The organism is Caulobacter sp. FV2ye17ST, from assembly GCF_058680955.1.
In genome coordinates this window covers 3,642,400-3,658,587 of record NZ_CM178727.1, presented here as the reverse complement: position 1 = coordinate 3,658,587, position 16,188 = coordinate 3,642,400, and the positions used below count along the sequence as shown (strand labels likewise).

Annotated in this window: 16 protein-coding genes; 11 read left to right on the top strand and 5 right to left on the bottom strand. The window is 67.0% G+C overall.

Going from position 1 to position 16,188, the window contains the following annotated elements:
- Positions 1–139 precede the first annotated feature (139 nt).
- The 5 genes from phnC to ACW17V_RS17500 all read left to right on the top strand — a co-directional run bounded on the left by phnC (position 140) and on the right by ACW17V_RS17500 (position 4,931).
- Positions 140–952, top strand: a complete 813-nt coding sequence (gene phnC / locus ACW17V_RS17520) for a phosphonate ABC transporter ATP-binding protein (protein WP_492106326.1) — start codon at positions 140–142, stop codon at positions 950–952.
- The gene (phnD, locus tag ACW17V_RS17515; RefSeq protein WP_492106325.1) at positions 949–1,959 is read left to right on the top strand and encodes a phosphate/phosphite/phosphonate ABC transporter substrate-binding protein; all 1,011 of its coding nucleotides are present in this window, start codon (positions 949–951) and stop codon (positions 1,957–1,959) included. The genes phnC and phnD overlap by 4 nt, the downstream gene beginning before the upstream one ends.
- 8 nt (positions 1,960–1,967) lie before the next feature.
- Positions 1,968–2,786 (top strand): phosphonate ABC transporter, permease protein PhnE, encoded by an 819-nt coding sequence (phnE, locus tag ACW17V_RS17510; RefSeq protein WP_492106324.1) that lies wholly within the window; start codon positions 1,968–1,970, stop codon positions 2,784–2,786.
- A 168-nt stretch (positions 2,787–2,954) separates the two neighbouring features.
- On the top strand, positions 2,955–4,262 hold the full coding sequence (locus ACW17V_RS17505; protein ID WP_492106323.1) for a hemolysin family protein: 1,308 nt from the start codon (positions 2,955–2,957) through the stop codon (positions 4,260–4,262).
- A gap of 105 nt (positions 4,263–4,367) precedes the next feature.
- A complete protein-coding gene (locus ACW17V_RS17500; protein WP_492106322.1) occupies positions 4,368–4,931 on the top strand; it encodes a hypothetical protein in 564 nt (187 codons plus the stop codon).
- Here the strand turns inward: ACW17V_RS17500 and ACW17V_RS17495 are convergent, their stop codons facing one another.
- Entirely contained in the window at positions 4,932–6,023 is a 1,092-nt protein-coding gene (locus ACW17V_RS17495; RefSeq protein WP_492106321.1) for a glycosyltransferase family 4 protein, read from the bottom strand.
- On the bottom strand, positions 6,023–6,847 hold the full coding sequence (locus ACW17V_RS17490; protein ID WP_492106320.1) for a UDP-2,3-diacylglucosamine diphosphatase: 825 nt from the start codon (positions 6,845–6,847) through the stop codon (positions 6,023–6,025). The genes ACW17V_RS17495 and ACW17V_RS17490 overlap by 1 nt, the downstream gene beginning before the upstream one ends.
- 285 nt (positions 6,848–7,132) lie before the next feature.
- Here ACW17V_RS17490 and ACW17V_RS17485 point away from each other — a divergent pair, with 285 nt between their 5' ends.
- On the top strand, positions 7,133–7,762 hold the full coding sequence (locus ACW17V_RS17485) for a TetR/AcrR family transcriptional regulator (RefSeq protein ID WP_492106319.1): 630 nt from the start codon (positions 7,133–7,135) through the stop codon (positions 7,760–7,762).
- Here ACW17V_RS17485 and ACW17V_RS17480 read toward each other — a convergent pair.
- The 3 genes from ACW17V_RS17480 to ACW17V_RS17470 all read right to left on the bottom strand — a co-directional run bounded on the left by ACW17V_RS17480 (position 7,759) and on the right by ACW17V_RS17470 (position 10,196).
- Positions 7,759–8,415 (bottom strand): exopolysaccharide biosynthesis polyprenyl glycosylphosphotransferase, encoded by a 657-nt coding sequence (locus ACW17V_RS17480; RefSeq protein WP_492106318.1) that lies wholly within the window; start codon positions 8,413–8,415, stop codon positions 7,759–7,761. The genes ACW17V_RS17485 and ACW17V_RS17480 overlap by 4 nt on opposite strands.
- Positions 8,416–8,582: 167 nt before the next feature.
- Positions 8,583–9,677: a pyridoxal phosphate-dependent aminotransferase gene (locus tag ACW17V_RS17475; RefSeq protein ID WP_492106317.1), complete on the bottom strand. Its 1,095-nt coding sequence runs from the start codon at positions 9,675–9,677 to the stop codon at positions 8,583–8,585.
- Between the two features lie 51 nt (positions 9,678–9,728).
- On the bottom strand, positions 9,729–10,196 hold the full coding sequence (locus tag ACW17V_RS17470; RefSeq protein ID WP_492106316.1) for an Lrp/AsnC family transcriptional regulator: 468 nt from the start codon (positions 10,194–10,196) through the stop codon (positions 9,729–9,731).
- Positions 10,197–10,318: 122 nt separating this feature from the next.
- On the opposite strand from ACW17V_RS17470, the gene ACW17V_RS17465 reads away from it, so the two are divergent.
- The 5 genes from ACW17V_RS17465 to ACW17V_RS17445 all read left to right on the top strand — a co-directional run bounded on the left by ACW17V_RS17465 (position 10,319) and on the right by ACW17V_RS17445 (position 16,188).
- Entirely contained in the window at positions 10,319–10,567 is a 249-nt protein-coding gene (locus tag ACW17V_RS17465; RefSeq protein WP_492106315.1) for a DUF6356 family protein, read from the top strand.
- On the top strand, positions 10,564–11,580 hold the full coding sequence (locus ACW17V_RS17460; protein ID WP_492106314.1) for a putative sulfate exporter family transporter: 1,017 nt from the start codon (positions 10,564–10,566) through the stop codon (positions 11,578–11,580). Before ACW17V_RS17465 ends, ACW17V_RS17460 begins: the two co-directional genes overlap by 4 nt.
- Positions 11,581–11,775: 195 nt before the next feature.
- Complete coding sequence (locus tag ACW17V_RS17455) at positions 11,776–13,197, top strand: amino acid permease (protein ID WP_492106313.1); 1,422 nt, start codon at positions 11,776–11,778, stop codon at positions 13,195–13,197.
- A 97-nt stretch (positions 13,198–13,294) separates the two neighbouring features.
- Positions 13,295–14,443, top strand: coding sequence for an acyl-CoA dehydrogenase family protein (locus tag ACW17V_RS17450; RefSeq protein WP_492106312.1), 1,149 nt, complete (start codon positions 13,295–13,297; stop codon positions 14,441–14,443).
- Between the two features lie 134 nt (positions 14,444–14,577).
- Positions 14,578–16,188 (top strand): methyl-accepting chemotaxis protein, encoded by a 1,611-nt coding sequence (locus ACW17V_RS17445; protein ID WP_492106311.1) that lies wholly within the window; start codon positions 14,578–14,580, stop codon positions 16,186–16,188.

Below are 16,188 nucleotides of genomic sequence, written 5' to 3'. Positions count from 1 at the left end.
CCCCGATGTAAAGTTCCTTTTTGAACGCCAGGCCGAGACGAATTGATCCACCGGTTGTCACAAATTCATTGCGAACGGCCGCCAAAGCGGTGAACGCATTCCCCTTCGCCTGAAACCTCGTTAAGGATTCGCCCCGACCATGACGTCGGACCCAGTTCTCTCGATCCGCGCCGCCTCCAAGACCTTCGGGTCCCGGCGCGCGCTGGACGCCGTTTCGCTCGACGTTCGTCGCGGCGAGATGATCGCGCTCATCGGCCCTTCGGGCTCGGGCAAATCCACGCTCCTGCGCTCGATCGATGGTCTGCAGACCATCGACGCGCCCAAGGACGACAAGAGCGGCGACGGTGTCATCACCGCGTTCAGCGGTCCGGTCCAGGCCAGGGGCAAGGTCAGCGACCAGGTCCGCAAGGCCCGGGTGCGCATCGGCTTCATCGCCCAGCAATTCAACCTGGTCGGCCGGCTGTCGCTGTTCAGCAATGTGGCCCTGGGCTCGCTGGGGCGCATCCCATTCTGGCGCGGCGTGTTCGGCGCCTGGCCTGAAGAGACCAGGACCGCGACCATGGCCGCCCTGCACCGGGTGGGGGTCTCCGACTACGCCGCCCAGCGCGCCAATACGCTTTCGGGCGGCCAGCAGCAGCGCGGCGCGATCGCCCGGGCCCTGGTCCAGAAGGCCAAGATCATCCTGGCCGACGAGCCGGTGGCGTCTCTGGATCCGGTTTCGGCCCGCAAGGTCATGGAGATCCTGCGCGATCTCAACAAATCCGACGGCCTGACCGTGGTCGTCACCCTGCACCAGGTGGACTACGCCCTGCGCTATTGCGACCGGGTCGTGGCCCTGAAGGCCGGCAAGAAGGTCTATGACGGCCCGGCCGACGGCCTGAAACGCGAACAACTCATCGACATCTACGGCCCGGAATTCGAGGACGTATTCTGGGAAGGAGCTCCACAATGATCCGCCGCAGCCTGTTCATCGCCGCCGCAGCCGCCCTGGCCCTGTCGGCCTGCTCGCCCAAGCCGGCCGCGCAGGGCCCTAAGGACACCATCGTGTTCTCGATCCTGTCGACCGAGTCGGCCCAGAACATGGAGAGCTACTGGAAGCCCATCCTGGCCGACATGGAAAAGCAGACCGGCATGAAGGTGAAGCCGTTCTTCTCGTCCAACTATTCGTCGCTGATCGTGGCCATGGGCGCCGACCAGACCGATGTGGGCTGGTTCTCCAACCAGTCGGGCCTGGAAGCCGTGCGTCGCTCGGGCGGCGAAGTGTTCGCCCGCACCTTCGATCCGTCGGGCACCGACGGCTACAAGTCGGTGATCATCGTCCCGGCCGACAGCAAGCTGACCCTGGCCGACCTGCTGAAGTGCGACAAGACGCTGAACTTCGGCATCGGCGACAAGAAGTCGACCTCGGGCACCCTGGCGCCGATGACCTATGTGTTCATCCCGGCCGGCAAGAAGCCCGACACCTGCTTCAAGACCGTGCTCAGCGCCAGCCATGACGCCAACCTGTTCGCGGTGGCCAACAAGAAGCTGGACGCGGCGACCAACAACACCACGGCGCTTCGTCTCAATGACAATCGCGGCGGGGCCCAGTCCAACAAGATCAAGGTGATCTGGGAGTCGCCGACCCTGCCCGAAGATCCCATCGTCTGGCGCAAGAAGCTGGATCCGGTCACCAAGGAAAAAGTGCGCCAGTTCTTCCTGACCTACGGCCAGGGCGACACGCCGGAAGCGGCCCAGCAGCGCGCCAACCTGGCCAAGCTGTCGATGGGCGGCTTCCTGGCCGCCGATGACACCCACCTGCTGGTGGTGCGCGAAATGGAAGCCCTGGAGCAGTTTGGTCTGGCCAAGGAAACCGGCGACGCCGCCAAGATCGCCGCCGCTCAGAAAACCCTCGACGCGGTCAAGGCCGAGCGCGTCGCGGCCGAAGGCAAGGCCGGCGTCGCCGCGCCGGCCAACTGAGACCGTCCATGAGCAGCGACACCATCCCGCAGCCGCCCAAGAGGTCGGCCTCGGCCCTGGCCTTCGACATCCTGCTGTGGGGCGGGGTGATCGGCCTGCTGATCGTCAGCTTCCGTCCGGCCGAGATCGACAAGTTCCCGCAGCTGTTCACCGAAGCGGGCCGGATGCGCGAGTTCGCCACCGGCTTCTTCGCGCCGTTCGGCGACCCCAAGCTGTTCATGGAAATGGACTGGCCGACCTATATCGGCAAGATGTGGCAGACCATCCAGATGGCGCTGTGGGGCACGGCCCTGGCCATCATCGTCGCCATTCCTCTGGGCCTGCTGGGCGCCCGGAACATCACGCCGGTGTGGATCCAGCAGCCTGTCCGGCGGCTGCTGGACCTGATCCGCTCGCTGCCTGACCTGGTCGTCGCCCTGATCTTCATCACCGCCGTGGGCCTTGGCCCGTTCGCCGGCGTCATGGCCCTGATGTTCAACACCGGCGGCGTGCTGGCCAAGCTGTTCGCCGAGGCGGTCGAGTCGATCGACAAGGGCCCGGTCGAGGGCGTGCGCGCCACCGGCGCCGTGCCGCTGCAGGAAATCGTCTGGGGCGTGATCCCGCAGGTCGCGCCGCTGTGGACCAGCTATGCTCTCTACCGCTTCGAATCCAGCAGCCGCTCGGCCACCGTGCTGGGGCTGATCGGGGCCGGCGGCATCGGCCAGGTGCTGCTCGAATCCGTCAACGGATTTCAGTACGACCAGACCGGCTGCATCGTGCTGGTCATCGTGGTGGCCGTGTCGCTGATCGACCTGCTGTCGCAGATCATCCGCAGCCGTCTGCTCTGACAGCGGTCGACAAGGCGTCAAATGCCTTCCGGACCCAGGAACCTCGCCGTAGCCCTATGGGCTGCGGCGATTTCTTTTGTATAGTAGGGCCACGGTTCACCCTCGCCGCGTCAAGGAAGTCAGGGTCGCGGTCGTCGTCCGGCGTCGCGTCATTGACCCCATAGGGCCATGATCCTCCTCGCGCTCGCCGTCGTGTTCCTCCTCGTTCTGTTGAACGGGGTTTTCTCCATGTCCGAACTGGCGGTGGTCTCCGCCCGCAGGGCCAGGCTCCAGACCTATGCAGATCGCGGCGACAAGGGCGCCAAGCTGGCCCTGGCCATGGCCGAGCATCCGACGCGGTTCCTGTCGGCCGTGCAGGTGGGTATCACCCTGATCGGCATCCTGGCCGGCGCCTATGGCCAGGCCACCATCGCCGGCGCCCTGGACCTGTGGCTTGAGCCCATGCCGGTGATCGGACCCCATTCGGAGGCCATCGCCACCATCGTGGTGGTCATCGGCCTGACCTATGTCTCGGTCATTCTGGGCGAGCTGGTGCCCAAGCGCCTGGCCCTGCAGTTCCCCGACGCCATCGCCCGCCGCATGGCGCCGTTCCTGGCCATCGTGGCCATGGTGCTGCGGCCCTTCGTGACCATCCTGACCGTGTCGACCGCCGCCATCCTCAAGCTGATGGGCGTGCGTGACGAGCGCACCAACGACATGACCGCCGAAGAGGTCGAGACCGTCCTGGCCGAAGGCGCCGACGCCGGCCTGATCGAGCCGGAAGAGCGCTCGATGATCCAGGAGGTGCTGCGCCTGGGCGACCGCCCTGTCCGCGTGGCCATGACCCCGCGCCGCGACCTGTTCTGGATATCCCTGGCCGACACGCCCGAGGAGATCATGATGGAGATCCGCGGCTGCCCCTATTCGCGCATCGTGGTGGCCACCGACGACGACCTGGACGGTGAGATCGGCGTGCTGCTGAAGAAGGACCTGCTGGACGCCTGCCTGTCGGGCAATCCGATCGACGTGGCCGCCCACGTCCAGCAGCCCATCGCCATCCCCGAGACCATGTCGCTGCTGCGCGCCATGGCGCTGTTCAAGCAGACCCCGCTGCACATGGCCCTGGTGGTCGACGAGTTCGGCTCGGTCCAGGGGGTGATCACCCCCATCGACCTGCTGGAGATGATCGCCGGCGACTTCCCCGAAGGCCACGACGACACCGAGACCCGCATCCTGCGCCGCGAGGACGGCACCTGGCTGGTCGACGCCCGCCTCGACATCCAGGAGCTCAACGACGCCCTGGGCGAGGCCTTCGAGGCCGAGGGCGGCTATCACACCGTCGCCGGCCTGATCCTCGACCGCCTGGGCCGCATCCCCCGCGAGGGCGAGATCGTCGAACTGGGCGGCTTCGATGTCGAGATCGTCGACATGGACGGCTCGCGGATCGACAAGGTGATCCTGAAGCCGTGCCTGCGACGGAAGGGCGACGGGGAGTAGGGGCCGCGTGAGCCCGGTTGAATGGGACGGGATGCAATCTTGAGGGGAAAGTCGTGACAGTCTGAGATTTCGGCGCCAGATTTGGGCTAGGGATCGGGGGGTGTCATGGCGCCTACGAGCAGCGTTGAAGGGAAAGAAGATCTCCAATTCTGGGAGATCATGGCGTTTGGCGCCTATTTCCTTGGTCTTGTCGCCGTAGGGATCTACTCGGTAGCCGAGAAGAACCTCGGCGTTTTCGGCATTCTTTGGATCGTCGGCACGGCGGCCTGGCTGGCCGGCACGGCGCTCGGCTTCCTGTTCGGCGTCCCGAGGGTTCGCGCGGCCGAGCCCGCCGGCCAGCTTGGCGTCACGGAAACCTCGATTGTCCCAAACACCAATCTTGAGCAGATCTCCGACTGGCTGACCAAGATCATCGTCGGTGCGACCCTGGTGCAGTTGCGCCCGCTGGCGGACGCCGTCGGCGACCTGTCCGTTACTATTGGCCGGAGCCTGGGTCCGCTCAAACAGGCCAGCGACGGAGCCGCCGTCAGCGGCGGGGTGCTGGTCTGTTACTTCTCGGCCGGCTTCATCTGGGGATATCTCTGGTGCAGCCTGCGGGTGTTTCGCGCCATGCAAGCGCTTGTACAGCGTGAGCGCAGGGTCCGCAGCAGCGAGTCCACCGGTCCCTGATCAGGCCGCCGTCCGCCCGCGCAGCCGCGCCAGCCGGCGCAGCCGCCGCCAGAAGCGGGTCTTTTCCGGCTCGGGATAGGGCTGCAGGTTGCGGAAGAACTCCTCGGCGCAGGAGCGCCACGAGAAGCCCTCGGCGAACTTGCGGACGACCGTCCTGTCCAGGTCCAGGCACGCCAGACAGGCTTCCTTCAGCCCGTCGGTCTGGCCCGGGGCCAGGGCGCCGGCGTTGGAGCCGGGAATGATGTCGATGGGGCCGGGGGCCGAGAAGGCGGCCACGGGCACGCCGGCGGCCATGGCTTCCAGGATCACCAGGCCGAAGGTGTCGGTCAGGGAGGGGAAGCAGAACACGTCGGCGCAGCCGAAATAGCGACCCAGTTCCGCGCCGAACTTGGCGCCCAGGAACTTCACCTCGGGATATTTCTCGGCCAGTTCCTCGCGCTGCGGCCCGTCGCCGATCACCACCTTGGTGCCGGGCAGGTCGAGGCACGCGAAGGCCTCGATGTTCTTCTCGACGGCCACGCGGCCGACATTGAGGAAGATCGGGCGCGGCAGGCCCGCGAACAGGTCCGGCTCGCCCTCGGCGCGCGGCTTGAAGATGTCGGTGTCGACGCCCCGCGACCAGGGCGACAGGTTGCGGAACCCGTGCTTGGCCAGCTCGTCGCGCATGGTCGGCGTCGCCACCATCAAACGCCCGGAGGGTTTGTGGAACCAGCGCATATAGGTGTAGCCGGCGGCCAGCGGCAAAGGCAGGCGGGCCGAGACATATTCCGGGAACTTGGTGTGGTAGCTGGTCGTGAACGGCAGCTTCCACTCCAGGCAGATGCGCCGGGCGGCCAGGCCGATCGGACCTTCGGTGGCGATGTGGATCGCTTCCGGTTCGAACGACTTGAAGCGGTCCTGAACGGGCTCATATGCGCCGATCGCCAGCTTGATTTCCGGATAGGTCGGCAGCGGAAAGGTCGGGAACTGGTCGGGGCTGACGACGTCGACCTCGTGGCCCATGGCGCGCAGTTCGTCGACCACCCGGGTGAGGGTGCGAACCACGCCATTGACTTGAGGTTCCCAGGCGTCTGTGGCGAGAAGAATCCGCATCAGGCGGCGGCAGGCTCCGGCAGAGGCTCTTTAACGGACGCGGCGCGCTTGCGGTCGATCACCGACCACGAGCGCAGCTTGGCCCATTCGAGGATTTCGAGTTTGCCATCGGCATGTTCGACGAGGGCGGTGCAGCTTTCGACCCAGTCACCATCGTTGACGTAGGTGATTCCGTCTATGTCGCGCATCTCGGCCTTGTGAATGTGTCCGCAGATCACGCCGTCGACTCCCCGGCGGCGCGCCTCATCGGCCACGGCGGCCTCGAAGTTCTCGATGAAATGCAACGCGTTCTTCACCTTGACCTTCAGATAGGCCGAGAGACTCCAGTAGCCGAACCCCATGCGTCGCCGAGCGCGATTGAGCAAGGTGTTCAGCATCAGGATGGTTCTATAGGACCAATCGCCGAGGAAGGCGAGCCACCTGGCGTGCTGCACGACGCCGTCGAATTCGTCGCCATGGACCACCAGGTAGCGCTTGCCGTCGGCGGTCTCGTGGATGACGTCGCGGACCACCACGACGCCGCCGAAATGGGTGCCGCAGAAGTCCCGGACGCCGTCATCATGGTTGCCGGGCACATAGATCACCTCGGTGCCCTTGCGGGCCAGGCGCAGGATCTTCTGGACCACGTCATTGTGCGCCTGGGGCCAGTGCCAGCCGCTGCGCAGCTTCCAGCCGTCGATGATGTCGCCGACCAGATAGAGCTTATCGCACTCGACGTGGCGGATGAAGTCCAGCAGCAGCTCAGCCTGGCAGCCGCGCGTGCCCAGATGCAGGTCGCTGATGAAGATGCTGCGATAGTGGCGGACGGCGGATTCGGCGCTCATGCGGGTCCCCGGTTGCTGCGCCTGGTCGATCCGCCCCCGGATTGGTCGCGACCCTCGGCGAGTTCTCCGGCGATTAAGCTGATTGCATGTCGCTTTGATGAAACCCGCCCGCGACATTCAGCCTTTGATAACCTTTGAGGTGACGCAGGGTTAGCCTCGAAAACGGGCGCCGACGGGGGCTGGACGGCAGGCGGAGAGGGCGGCAAGCGTCGCCATGCGCGACCTTGCGGCGCAAGGTGGCGCATGGCTGTTGCGATGCAGCATGGCCCGCACTAGATCATGATCATGGATGCCGCCCGCCTCGCCAAGGACACCCCGAAATCGTTGAAGACGCGGGCGCGGATTCTCGATTGCGCGATGAACCTGATCGCCCAGATCGGCTATCACGCCGCCACCAACCCGGTGATCGCCGATGCGGCGGGCCTGACGCGGGGGGCGATGCTGTATCACTTCCCGACCCGCGAGGCCCTGGTCGAGGCCGCCGTGGCCCATGTCCAGGCCGAGCGCTCGGCCCTGTTCCGCGCCGCCGCCGACACCCTGCCGCCGGGCGCGGACGTCACCGAACACGCCATCGACAGCTACTGGGACCTGCTGCAGAGCGTGCCGTTCATGGCCTTCGCCGAGCTGGAGTTGGCCGGTCGCACCGATCCGGCCATCCAGGCCCTGCTGGTCCCGGCCCAGGCCGAGTTCGACCGCGCCCAGGCCGGCGACCACTTTCTGAAGATCCTGCACGCCGGCGCCGGCCCGCGCTTCCAGGCCAGCCGCGATCTCGCCCGCTTCATGCTGGAAGGCCTGTCGCGCTCGACCCTGACCTATGACAGCGACGGTCGGAAGGAGCGCCTGCTGGCGGTGATCAAGCGGGCCACCCACATGCTGAACCGCAAGGGCGACATCCAGGACCTGTGGCCTGACTAGTAGGCGTTTTCCGCCCCCAGCAGATGCGGGGCGGTCAGCAGCATGATCCTCAGGTCGCCCGCGAAGGACCAGGTCTCGATATAGGCGATGTCGGCCCTGACACGCCGGGCCATCGACTCGATGTCCTCGGTGCCGCCGCGCAGCCCCTGGATCTGGGCCAGGCCCGTCAGGCCCGGCCGCGCCCGGTAGCGTTGGGCGTAGCCGGGGATCAGCCCGCCATAATGCTCGTCATGCGCCCGGGCGTGGGGGCGGGGACCGACCAGGGACATGTCGCCCTTGAGGACGTTCAACAGCTGGGGCAGTTCGTCGATGCTGGTCTTGCGGATAAAGCGCCCCACGCGGGTGATCCGGTCGTCGGCGCGCGCCGCCTGCACGACGGTCTCGCCGTTCTCCTCGCAGCGCATGGAGCGGAACTTGTAGATCGTGAACGGGCGCCCGCCCAGACCGCCCCGGGCCTGGCGAAACAGCACCGGACCGCGCGATTCCAGGCGGATCAGCACAGCCACCAGCAGCAGTGACGGCGCGAAGAACACCAGCAGGGCCAGGGCCGCGACGACGTCGAACATGCGCTTGGCCGGATCCCACGCGACGCGTGGCCTGAAGGCCTCCGCGCGCGCGAGATTCGCCCGCGGACGAGAAACTACACCAGTCATCGGTCCCCACCGTACTCTCATCGCGGGAAAGGGGCGCAGGACTTGGCGCGCCTTTACCAGCGTCCATCCTCGGCCACGATCGCGACGTCGTCTGTGACGGGAGTCACAGTCATCGCCAGATCATCCCGCGTCGGGGCCGATCCGTCGCCCCCCTGAAAAGGGGCTGGCTAGGCCTTCAGCGCCTTGGGCAAGACCTCGGCGAAGATATCCAGCTCGGCCGGGCTGGCCGTGCCGACCCGGATCCAGGTGGGGTGCAGGGGACTGTCGAACACCCGCACCTCGACGCCCATCGCCGCCAGGGTCTTCTGGAAGGCCAGGTTCGGCTTGCCGGTGTCGACGAACACATAGGTCCCGAACGAGGGTAGGCAGTTCAGGCCGTTGGCCCTGCAGATCGCGTAGATCTTCTCGCGGCAGCCTTCCAGATAGGTCTTGGTCCCGGCCAGATAGGTCGCGTCGCCATAGCAGGCCAGGGCCGCCGCCAGGCCGGGCCGGCCCTTGTGCGTGGGGATCAGGCTCTTCAGCTGTTTGACCCGCCGCGGCTGGGCGATGATGAAGCCCACCCTCAGGCCGGCCATGCCATAGACCTTGGAGAAGGTGCGGGCGACCACCACGTCGTGGCCGGCCTTGACCAGGTCGATCATCGAGTGGCGAACCGGATCGGGGCTGATCTCGATATAGGCCTCGTCGACGATCACGGGGGCCGACTTGGCCGCCGCGACGCAGAAAGTCCGCAGGGCGTCGGGGTCCATCAGCAGGCCCGTCGGGTTGTTGGGATTGCACACATAGACGCAGCCCGCGCCCTCGGCCTTGGCCGCCAGGGCCGGCAGATCGATCTGGTGGGCGCCGGTGACCGGGATCCAGTCGAGTTTCGCGCCCTGGCGCTCGGCATAGAGCAGGGGTGTCGCATAGGTCGGTTGCGGCGCGACGATCGGGCCGGCTTTGGAAAAGTGGGTCGAGAGCAGTGAGAGGGCTTCCAGCGAGCCGTTGCACAGGCCCACCATGTCGGGGCTGACGCCCTCGCGTTTGGCGATGGCCGCGACCAGCGGCGGCTCCAGCGACCAGGCGTAGTAGGGCGTGTCGTCGAGCGCCTGCATGGCCGCCTTGCGGGCGGCGGGGCTGGGGCCATAGGGATTTTCGGTGACGCCCAGATGGGCGCGGATCGCGGGCGGCGCCTTCGGATCGACCGAAGTCTCCGCCGCGACCGCAAGGGCCGGGGCAAGCGCCGCGCCGCCGATCAACAAGCCCCGTCGTGTCGTGTCCATGGTCCGCCCTCCGCTATCGCGTCCGCAATTGAGGTCGCATCCGTGACAGGATCAAGACGTGTGGATGGGCAGGGCAGTGGTGAACTTGATCTGCTCCATCGCGAAGCTGGACGACACGTCGGTGAGCGGGGCCGTGGCGATCAGGCGCTTGTAGAAGCGGTCATAGGCGGCGATGTCGCGCACCACGACCTTGAGCAGGTAATCGACCTCGCCGCTCATCCGGTAGAACTCGACCACTTCGGGCAATGCGCGGGCCCCGGCGGCGAACGCCGTCAGCCAGGCCTCGTCATGGCGGCCGGTCTTCACCGCCACGAACACGGTCAGGCCCAGGTCCAGGGCGTCGCGGTCCAGCAGGGCGACGCGGGCGGTGATCACCCCGGCGTCCTGCAGGCGCTTGATCCGCTTCCAGCACGGCGTCTGGGTCAGGCCTACGCGTTCAGCCAGTTCGGCGATCGGGACGGTGGAGTCTTCCTGCAGGATCGCCAGTAGCCTGCGGTCGATGTGATCGAGATCAATCATCTTCATTTCCGGCCCATTTGAGAATGAAGTTCTCCATACGGCGAAAACGGCAGCGCATCCAGTAATGCCATTCTCTGGTTCCGCTTCATGCTGGGACACCTGACGACGAATCGGGGGTCCTCATGCTGAAGCCGTTCACGCGCCATCCGGAAGCGGTTGGCGAGACCTATGGCCAGCACATGGGCGTAGCCTGGAGCTTTGGCTTCACCCTGATCGGCGCGGGTCTGGCCTGCCTGGTCCATGGCCTGCTGCCCTTCGCCTTCGAGCGCACCGGCAGCAACACCGTCCGCCGTCTCAATGAACGCCTGGGTCGTCGCTGCGCCCTGGCTGACAAGACACGCGGCCTCGACGCGGCCCCCGTTCAGGGATGAACGCCGCCGTCGCCAGACTGGGCGCTTTCCGCTTCGAGGCGGGCAAGCTGTGGCCGGGCCTGATCGCAGGCCTGGTGATCGCCCTGCTGGCCAAGCCGCTGTCGCACCTGCTGCATGCGCCGGCGCCGCTGCTGGCGGTGGTGTTGGGCATGGGTCTGGGCGCCCTGGGCCTGGGCGCCAGGCTGGCGGCCGGTCTCGACATCTGGGCCAAGCCGGGCCTGCGCCTGGGCGTCGCCCTGATGGGCGCGCAAATCACCTGGAGCGAGTTCGCCCTGCTGGGCGGGCCGGCGATCCTGGCCAGCGGCGCGGTGGTGCTGGGCGGTCTCACCGTCGGCGCCGGCGTCGGCATGGCCCTGGGCCTGCCCCTGGCCGAGGCCCTGATCGCTGCGGCGGCCTGTTCGATCTGCGGCGCGTCCGCGGCCCTCGCCGCCGCGCAGGCCGCCCCGGCCAGCCCGGCCAACCAGCGCACGACGGCCCTGGTGATCATCGGGGTCAACCTGCTATCGACCGTGGCCATGCTGGCCTATCCGCCGATCGCCCACGCCCTGGGCTTCACGGCGCACCAGGCCGGCGTATTTTTCGGGCTTTCGATCCATGACGTCGCCCAGGTGGCCGGCGCGGGCTCGTCGGTCTCGCCGGACGCCGCCAGCGCCGCGGCCCTGGCCAAGCTGGCCCGGATCGTCTGGCTGGGCCCGGCGGTGGTGCTGATCGGGGTGCTGCTGAGCCGCACACAGGACGGCTGCGGCAAGACCGGCTTCAAGGGGCCGCCGCTCTTTGTTCTGGGCTTCGCCGCCCTGGCCGCCCTGCGCGGTCTTGGCCTGCTGCCCGAGGCGCTGGTCGCCACCCTGGCGACAACCTCAAGCTTCCTGCTGCTGGCCGGTGTCGGCGCCATCTCGGCCAAGCTGGGGCCCGCCGCCCTGCTGCAGGTCAAGCCGAAGCTGGCCGCGGCCCTGGGCCTCTCCACCCTGGCGGTGGCGGCGCTGGCCTATGGCCTGACCCGGGCGTTCTTCTAGCCCCCCGCTTCGCCTTCACCGCGCGTCGGGGCTAAATTGCGGACAATTCAGGCCTGAAAGCCCCGATGTCGGACCGCCGGGTGGACCCTGGCGGCGAAGTTCGGCAGGAAATGCCCCGACCGATCGCGCACGTCTTGGCGAAACACGTCGCCCAGCCCATGGTCGCGGCGGAAGACCAAGTCGGAGGGAATAGCCTTGAGTTTCTGGACACGCCGCAAGTCGATCGACGCCATCGCGGCGGGCCATGACGGCCATCAACTGAAGAAGACCCTGAGCTGGCCGCATCTGGTCGCCCTGGGCGTCGGGGCCATCGTCGGCACCGGCATCTATACCCTGACCGGCATCGGCGCGGGTCTGGCCGGGCCGGGCGTGATCCTGTCGTTCCTGATCGCCGGCGCGGTCTGCGCCTGCGCGGCGCTGTGCTACGCCGAGCTGTCGACCATGATCCCCGCCTCGGGCAGCGCCTATACCTACAGCTATGTCGCCATGGGCGAGCCGGTGGCCTGGTTCGTCGGCTGGAGCCTGATCCTCGAATACACCCTGGTCTGCGCGGCCGTCGCCGTCGGCTGGTCGGCCCACGCCACCGGCCTGTTCCGGATGATCGGCACGCCGGAAGCCCTGCTGGCCGGTCCGCACATGGGCGGGATCGTCAACCTGCCCGCCGTGATCATCTCCTTCGCCGTCGCCGGCCTGCTGGCGCTTGGCACCAAGGAAAGCGCCACGGTCAACATGGTGCTGGTGGCCATCAAGATCACCGCCCTGGCCGTCTTCGTCGTGCTGTGCATCCCGGCCTTTGACGCCAGCCACTTTACGCCCTTCATGCCCCAGGGCTTTGCCGCCACCCCCGACGCCAACGGCATCAAGGTGGGGGTCATGGCCGCCGCCAGCCTGATCTTCTTCGCCTTCTATGGCTTCGACGCGGTCTCGACCGCCGCCGAAGAGACCAAGAACCCCAAGCGCGACCTGACCATCGGCATCGTCGGCTCGATGGCCGTCTGCACCGCGATCTACATGGTGGTCGCCGCCGTCTCGATCGGCGCCTCGCGCACCGAGGTGTTCTCCAAGAGCGAAGCGCCGCTGGTCTTCATCCTCGAGAGCCTGCAACACCCCAGGGTCGCGCAACTGGTGGCCCTGGCCGCCGTGATCGCCCTGCCGACCGTGATCCTGGCCTTCATGTATGGCCAGAGCCGGATCTTCTTCGTGATGGCCCGCGACGGTCTGCTGCCCAAGACCCTGGCCCGGGTCAACGCCAAGACCGGCACCCCCGTGCTGATGACCCTGCTGACGGGCGCCTTGTCGGCCCTGATCTCGGGCTGGCTGTCGCTGAAGGACATCGCCGAGCTGGCCAACGCCGGCACCCTGGCCGCCTTCATCGCCGTGGGCCTTTCGGTGATTATCCTGCGGATCAAGGATCCCGGCCGTCAGCGGGTGTTCTCGACGCCGATCTGGCCGGTCGTGGCCTCGGGCGCGATCCTGGGCTGCCTCTATCTGTTCTCCAGCCTGCCGACCAAGACCCAGCTCTACTTCCTCTACGCTCACCTGATCGGCGTGGCGGTCTATGTGCTGTTTGGCCTGCGCAACAGCGTTCTGGCCCGTCAGGAGCGCGATCAGCACTAGTGTGATTTAGGCCCGGCCTCCGCGCCGGGCCTTCCATTCCTGATTCTGCGGGCTACAGTCCGCGTCAAAACAAGTGTTTGACGCAGGAAGAAACGCCATGGCCCTCGATCTCGAAACCCGCGACCAGCTGCTCGACATGGTCGCCCGCTTCGTCGCCGAGCGGCTGCGGCCCATCGAGGCCAAGGTGGCCGAGGATGACGCGGTCCCCCAGGACGTCATCGACGAGATGAAGAGCCTGGGCCTGTTCGGGCTGTCGATCCCCGAGGAATTCGGGGGCCTGGGCCTGAACATGGAAGAAGAGTGCCTGGTCGGCGTCGAGCTGGGCCGCACCTCTCCGGCCTTCCGTTCGGCGTTCGGCACCAATGTCGGCATCGGTAGCCAGGGGCTGGTGATGTTCGGCACCGACGAGCAGAAGGCCAAGTGGCTGCCGGGCATCGCCTCGGGCGAGATCATCACCAGCTTCGCCCTGACCGAGCCGGAGGCTGGCTCCGACAGCGCCTCGGTGCGCACCCTGGCCATCCGCGACGGCGACGACTACGTCCTCAACGGTTCCAAGCGCTACATCACCAACGCCGGCAAGGCCTCGCTGTTCACGGTGATGGCGCGGAGCAATCCCGACTCCAAGGGCGGCTCTGGCGTTTCAGCGTTCCTGGTGCCCGGCGGTCTGCCGGGCCTCATCGTCAGCAAGCCGGAAAAGAAGATGGGCCAGCAGGGCGCCCATATTCACGACGTCACCTTCGACAATGTTCGCGTGCCGGCCTGGAACCGTCTGGGCGAGGAGGGCGAGGGCTTCAAGGTGGCCATGCAGGTGCTGGATCGCGGCCGCCTGCACATCGCCGCCGTCTGCGTGGGCGTGGCCGAGCGGCTGATCAAGGACTGCGTGGCCTATGCCGGCGAGCGCAAGCAGTTCGGCCAGGCGATTTCCAGCTTCCAAATGGTCCAGGCCATGATCGCCGACAGCAAGACCGAGGCCCTGGCCGCAAAGGCTCTGGTCATGGAAACCGCCCGCAAGCGCGACGCGGGGCAGGGCGTGACCCTGGAAGCCGCGGCCAGCAAGCTGTTCGCCTCGGAAATGGTCGGCCGGGTCGCCGATCGCGCGGTGCAGATCTTCGGCGGCGCCGGCTATGTCGCCGACTACGGCATCGAGCGCCTGTATCGCGACGTGCGGATCTTCCGGATCTACGAAGGCACCAGCCAGATCCAGCAGATCGTCATCGCCCGCGAGACCATGAAGCAGGGCGGATAACGACGTTCGCCGCCCTGCGACTCTTTGGCGAGTGTGGCGAGATGACGCACCCTGGAGGGGAATATTTAAGACCGCATTAAGCATGCGGGCAGAGGGTTCCGTCCGGTAACTTAACCCCGGACGGACCAAAGCCGATGAGCCAGGATCATGACCTAAGCGACCGCGTGGCGTTCATGGGGCTGGATGATCGCGCGCGACAGGCGCTGCGTGATCTGCGGCCGCTCATTCGCAAGGAAATCGGCCCGGCGCTCTCCGCCTTTTACGGCAAGGTCAAGTCGACGCCGGAGACCAGCAAGTTCTTCACGGACGAGCAGCACATGGACGCCGCCAGCAGTCGCCAGGCGGCGCACTGGGACGTCATCGCTCAGGCCGAATTCAGCGACACCTATGTCAACACCGTCCGGACCATCGGTCAGGTTCATGCGCGTATTGGCCTTGAGCCACGCTGGTATATCGGCGGCTACGCCATCGCCATGGACCGGCTGCTGCGCGCCACCGTCGACTCGCTCTGGCCCAAGGGCTTCATGGCCAAGGGCGACCCCGCCCAGGCCGGCGAGGCCGTCAGCGCCCTGATGAAGGCGGTGATGCTCGACATGGACTTCGCTATCTCGATCTATCTGGAGACCATCGAGACTGAGCGTCAGCGACTTGAGGCGGCTCGTGTCGAGAACGAGCAATGCCAGACGAAAATCGTCGAAAGCCTGGCCGAAGCCCTTGCCCACCTGGCCCAGGGCGATCTGGTCAGCCGGTTGGACGATGACGTGAAGCCCCAGTTCCAGAAACTGAAGGACGATTTCAACAGCGCGGTCGGCATTCTCGAGCAGGCCATGAGCCGCATTTCGGGCGTGACCGGCAATATCCGCGCGGGCTCGGATGAAATCGGCATCGCCGCCGACGATCTGTCGCGCCGCACCGAGCAGCAGGCCGCCAGTCTCGAACAGACCGCCGCCGCTCTCGACGAGATCACCTCGACGGTCCGACGCTCCGCGGCGGGCGCCAAGCAGGCGTCGGAGGTCGTGGCCGGCGCCAAGACCGAGGCCGAACGCTCGGGCATCGTGGTCGACCAGGCCGTGGCCGCCATGGGGGAGATCGAGGGTTCGTCGCGCGAAATCGGCAACATCATCGGCGTGATCGACGAGATCGCCTTCCAGACCAATCTTCTGGCCCTGAACGCCGGGGTCGAGGCGGCCCGGGCCGGAGAGGCCGGTCGCGGCTTCGCGGTCGTGGCGCAGGAGGTGAGGGCCCTGGCCCAGCGCTCGGCCGACGCGGCCAAGGAGATTAAGACCCTGATCAGCGCCTCGACCCGTCAGGTCGAGGCCGGCGTGGGGCTGGTGGGACAAACCGGCGAGGCCCTGCGCGGGATCGTCGCCAAGGTGGCCGAGATCGACGAACTGATCGTGCAGATCTCGTCTTCGGCCCAGGAACAGGCCACCGGCCTGCACCAGGTCAATACCGCGGTCAATCAGATGGACCAGGTAACCCAGCAGAACGCCGCCATGGTCGAGCAGACGACGGCGGCGACACATTCGCTCAAGGATCAGACCGCCGAACTGGTCAATCTGATCTCGGCCTTCCGCGTCCTCGACACGAGGCCCACCACGGCTGCGGCGTCCGGCGCGTCCGCCGCGCCCGCCCGGCCCGTCGCCAGGCCCGCATCGCCGGTCAGCCGGCCCGGGGCCAGTTCGCGCCCTGCCGCCCGGGGTTCAGCCGCGACGGCGGTCCGCGAAACCTGGGAAGAGTTCTGA

Bases quoted from the DNA above. Each gene is read 5' to 3' on its own strand.
- phnC (WP_492106326.1), top strand. From the start codon at position 140: ATGACGTCGGACCCAGTTCTCTCGATCCGCGCCGCCTCCAAGACCTTC.
- phnD (WP_492106325.1), top strand. From the start codon at position 949: ATGATCCGCCGCAGCCTGTTCATCGCCGCCGCAGCCGCCCTGGCCCTG.
- phnE (WP_492106324.1), top strand. From the start codon at position 1,968: ATGAGCAGCGACACCATCCCGCAGCCGCCCAAGAGGTCGGCCTCGGCC.
- ACW17V_RS17505 (WP_492106323.1), top strand. From the start codon at position 2,955: ATGATCCTCCTCGCGCTCGCCGTCGTGTTCCTCCTCGTTCTGTTGAAC.
- ACW17V_RS17500 (WP_492106322.1), top strand. From the start codon at position 4,368: ATGGCGCCTACGAGCAGCGTTGAAGGGAAAGAAGATCTCCAATTCTGG.
- ACW17V_RS17495 (WP_492106321.1), bottom strand. From the start codon at position 6,023: ATGCGGATTCTTCTCGCCACAGACGCCTGGGAACCTCAAGTCAATGGC.
- ACW17V_RS17490 (WP_492106320.1), bottom strand. From the start codon at position 6,847: ATGAGCGCCGAATCCGCCGTCCGCCACTATCGCAGCATCTTCATCAGC.
- ACW17V_RS17485 (WP_492106319.1), top strand. From the start codon at position 7,133: ATGGATGCCGCCCGCCTCGCCAAGGACACCCCGAAATCGTTGAAGACG.
- ACW17V_RS17480 (WP_492106318.1), bottom strand. From the start codon at position 8,415: ATGACTGGTGTAGTTTCTCGTCCGCGGGCGAATCTCGCGCGCGCGGAG.
- ACW17V_RS17475 (WP_492106317.1), bottom strand. From the start codon at position 9,677: ATGGACACGACACGACGGGGCTTGTTGATCGGCGGCGCGGCGCTTGCC.
- ACW17V_RS17470 (WP_492106316.1), bottom strand. From the start codon at position 10,196: ATGATTGATCTCGATCACATCGACCGCAGGCTACTGGCGATCCTGCAG.
- ACW17V_RS17465 (WP_492106315.1), top strand. From the start codon at position 10,319: ATGCTGAAGCCGTTCACGCGCCATCCGGAAGCGGTTGGCGAGACCTAT.
- ACW17V_RS17460 (WP_492106314.1), top strand. From the start codon at position 10,564: ATGAACGCCGCCGTCGCCAGACTGGGCGCTTTCCGCTTCGAGGCGGGC.
- ACW17V_RS17450 (WP_492106312.1), top strand. From the start codon at position 13,295: ATGGCCCTCGATCTCGAAACCCGCGACCAGCTGCTCGACATGGTCGCC.
- ACW17V_RS17445 (WP_492106311.1), top strand. From the start codon at position 14,578: ATGAGCCAGGATCATGACCTAAGCGACCGCGTGGCGTTCATGGGGCTG.